This is a genomic window from Bacteroidales bacterium, assembly GCA_013314715.1.
In the GTDB taxonomy this organism is placed as follows: domain Bacteria; phylum Bacteroidota; class Bacteroidia; order Bacteroidales; family GWA2-32-17; genus Ch61.
The window spans coordinates 1-3,665 of the sequence record JABUFC010000093.1; the positions used below are offsets into that span (position 1 = coordinate 1).

The window sequence follows — 3,665 nt, forward strand, 5'->3', positions numbered from 1 at the left end:
CGGTTCGTATCATGTCTTCCAATTCTACTTTTTTGCTAATGGTAAAGCGAATTTTCCGTGGTTCTGCTTCTTGCTTATGCTCAATGATTTCTACTTTGTTTATCTGTTTGGATGCATTGCGAATAAAACCTTCTACCGTATTTCGATAGCGTGCCATCAGTTCTATGTTTATTTTATCTTGCTCGGTTTGTTCCAATTTGGCACGCTGATAGCGAAGTTCATCCAGTGCTTCGCATATAAACCTACCTTCCCGGTCGTATATAAATACCTTTATTATGTTTCCGTTGCTGTCGTCAAGCCACCTAACAATTACTTCTTTCCCTTCTATTTGCTTTAGTACACCTATAAGTTTATCGTCAAGCAATAAGTTACCATTGCCATCGCCAAGTACTCTATGGGCATTCTGAACACGAACACGAGCAAGCTTGCAACTGGTCTTTGTCTCATAACCAACGGCACGCAATACACTATACCAGTTTATCGGATGCAATTCAGGGTGCTGATGCTCCATAAACACTTCCCAGCGTGTTTTGCCAGGATATTCTTTTTGATTTGTATGCAACGAATTATTCCATTGTTCAATTGATTTTAGCACTACATCAACAATTTCTTCTTTGGTTTTGTATGCAATCTTATCGTCATTGCCACCCTGATAGCGTTCGGCTTGTGCATGCGGACGATATATTGCACCTTCTTTTTTGTATAAATATGCCTGCTTAAATTCGCCTATTAAACGCTCTATTCGCTTTTGCCTTGCATCGTTGGCTATAATATGTATATCGTTAAACAATACACCGGGTTTTAAAATCGTTTCTTTTAACGTGCTGTTTAAATTGCTTTCGGCTTCTATCCCATAAGGCAACGGTACTCCCCATTCGGCATACTGACGTACCAGATTGCGATAAAATTCGAGTATCAATCCTTCTTTGTTGGTACCATATACCCACGATGTTATAGCTCCACTTGCCACATCGGCTGCTATGTAAAACCACATGCGGTTGCCCATGCCTTCGGCATATTTAAACGGCGGCTGAAAATCGTCAACACTGATTAAGCTGCCTGCATATTTTGGCGTTTCCATACGTGCATGCGGTATATATTGTCCCATATACAACTGACGGTTACGACTCCGTTTCATATATGCCGGCGCTCTGAATTCCCAGCGTTCCATCCAGCGATATATGGTACGCTCGCTGATAACATGAAATTCCGACGCTAATCGGTCGTATAATTCACCGGTTTGCATGTTAACTACATCAAGTTTTCCCTCGAGAAAATCGGTGTATTTCTGATATACCTCTATATGGGTCGGCTTGTATGCACGCCCGGCAAACATATCGCTCCACAACTGAAGCATTTGCGGTGTTACTACCTGAGCATTGTTGTTCAACAATCGCTTATCTATCAATGCCTCGTAGCCTCGTTTTATGTAATTGCTAGCTTTTTGCTGAAACTTACGCACATTCTGTGGTAAGGTATGCTTGCAACCATACTTGCGTTGCAGTATTATGTTGTAATCGGTAGTATCTTTGCACAAATCTGGCCATAGGTTACGCTTTGCGTTGCCAAGCCGTGCCGTCATCTCTTCGCGGTACTGCTTCATTTTAATGGCAGCATTCAGCACACCGGCATTTATGGTGTAGCGTTCTACATGCTCTTTGCTAATGCGGCGTTCGCTTTGTGTATCCTCGTCCCAAAGGGAAAATTCCTCGTAAAACCTGCGAGCCTCGTTGTCCCATTCAAACACATCGTCGAACGGATGGTAATAATCGCCATACGTACCATAATGTTCTATTACTTTATCCTGCCACTTACGGGGCAGAGCTATAAACTCCATTACACTCTGCCTGCCATTGCCTCCGGGTATGGTAATAAGTCCTAAGGAGCGAGCTTTTTCTTTATACTTTTTCCACAACCTTAATTTCATCCCCAGCTCCGCCATTATCTGAAAGCTGATACACACTTTATTTTTTATGACAATGTATGGCGAGTTCATAGTATTGTTACTGCTTATTATTTAACCATACGTACCACCACAATATCCCTATGCCAACAAACATGGCTATTAGCAGTAGCATTAGAAATATTCCGGCAGGAATGGAAACCTGATATTGGCTAAGCTGTATAATAACAAGCGTTAGCATTACTATTATTAAAATACGCAACGGACGTGGGCGATTAAATTTTCTCATAGTTTTTTGTATTTATTATGGGCGATATTATAAGTCCGATAATAACTCCTGCCACTGCAGCACTGTACCATGGCACATTTTCCCATGCCTGCGACCATATTACAACTAATACAACAGTAACGACCACTACTAATAGTTTGTGTTTCATAATGCAAAGGCTTTAATAATGGTAATAATTACGATAATCATCACTTCTACTATGGATATCCATAAGTAAATTTTGCTTTTGCGTGTTTCTAGGTCAGCATTATTTTCTTTCATACATTTGTAATCATTTATTATAATGTTTATGAAATCAAAAACAGGTTTTCCTTTAAAAATTCGTTCAAGACTGCACCTAATTTTTTTACTCAAACTAAAAGGTGCTAATAATAGAGAAGTGGCTACACATTTTAATTCCGAAAAGAATACGTATATATTACACAATCTTTTATATGAACTTGAAAAAGATGGACTTATATGGCTAAAAAAAACGCACATAGATAACGACACTTTATTTAACGTTAGACTTACTATGCAAGGGAATACTTACATTTATAATTGTATCACATTTTGGCTTGTATTGCTCGGTACTATTATTGGTATTATTAATTTGCTTGTGTGAACATTCTTTTATTAAGTTTAATATATTTAAAATCAGTATTAATGTAAAAACTGAAAGCAGTAATTTGTTTATTCGTCTGCTATATGTAAATTTTTGTTTCATACCTTATATTTTTTTAATAAATGCCGGTCTTCCCCGGCTGCCAGACTTGCATTTTGCAGCATATTAAAACCACTCCATGCGTGTTGTATTTCTATCCTTTCCACGCCGTCACAGGTTACATGGGCTCTCCTGTCGCCAATGCTGCTACTTTGCTTGTCGTTTCTATTCATCGTTTTGGTTGGTTTCGTTGTATTTTTTAATTGCTTCTTGGCGTGCAGCTATTATAAGCTCGGCTGCATGTTTTACTTTGGGCTTTAGCGTGCGTACACCTTTTAATTGAGCCCATACTGCCTTCCAAGTATATCCTGTCAGTTGCGCAATCTCACGTATATCGCCTCTTTTTAATTCTTCTAATAAATTTTGTCGTTCCATAAAAAAATCGTTTCTTTGTTCTTAATGGTTCGACAAATATAATAGCATATTTTCTATTATACAAATTATTTTGAGAAAATTTTCTATGATAAGAAAAAGAATTTTACAATTTATTAATAATAAGGGAATTACAAAATATGAATTCTATAAAATCACTAAATTATCTAATGGATTTTTAGATAAATCTGGTGCTATAGGCTCAGACAAATGCGAGATAATATGCTCATACTTCCCTGAATTAAATCCCGAATGGCTTTTAACCGGCAAAGGTCCGATGTTGCGAGAGCAAGCCGAGCCAAATAAACCCACACCTATACCAGCCAAACCTACCGATAGCAAATCCCTGCCACTGCTGCCGGTAAGTGCTATTGCCGGGCTTGGTAGCGGCGAACTAC

At 38.6% G+C, this 3,665-nt stretch carries 6 protein-coding genes; 2 read left to right on the forward strand and 4 right to left on the reverse strand.

The features are described from left to right. The 3 genes from HPY79_12410 to HPY79_12420 form a co-directional block, all read right to left on the reverse strand. On the reverse strand, window positions 1–1,927 hold a 1,927-nt coding region (locus HPY79_12410; protein NSW46603.1), incomplete at its 3' end, for a hypothetical protein. 76 nt (window positions 1,928–2,003) lie between these two features. Next, entirely contained in the window at window positions 2,004–2,192 is a 189-nt protein-coding gene (locus tag HPY79_12415; GenBank protein ID NSW46604.1) for a hypothetical protein, read from the reverse strand. Beyond that, window positions 2,179–2,340 (reverse strand): hypothetical protein, encoded by a 162-nt coding sequence (locus HPY79_12420; GenBank protein NSW46605.1) that lies wholly within the window; start codon window positions 2,338–2,340, stop codon window positions 2,179–2,181. Before HPY79_12420 ends, HPY79_12415 begins: the two co-directional genes overlap by 14 nt. Window positions 2,341–2,481: 141 nt before the next feature. Here HPY79_12420 and HPY79_12425 point away from each other — a divergent pair, with 141 nt between their 5' ends. Continuing rightward, window positions 2,482–2,796, forward strand: a complete 315-nt coding sequence (locus HPY79_12425; protein ID NSW46606.1) for a hypothetical protein — start codon at window positions 2,482–2,484, stop codon at window positions 2,794–2,796. 264 nt (window positions 2,797–3,060) lie between these two features. Here the strand turns inward: HPY79_12425 and HPY79_12430 are convergent, their stop codons facing one another. Next, on the reverse strand, window positions 3,061–3,270 hold the full coding sequence (locus HPY79_12430) for a hypothetical protein (GenBank protein NSW46607.1): 210 nt from the start codon (window positions 3,268–3,270) through the stop codon (window positions 3,061–3,063). Between the two features lie 85 nt (window positions 3,271–3,355). On the opposite strand from HPY79_12430, the gene HPY79_12435 reads away from it, so the two are divergent. Beyond that, window positions 3,356–3,665 (forward strand): hypothetical protein (locus HPY79_12435; GenBank protein NSW46608.1); only part of this gene is annotated, 310 nt, incomplete at its 3' end.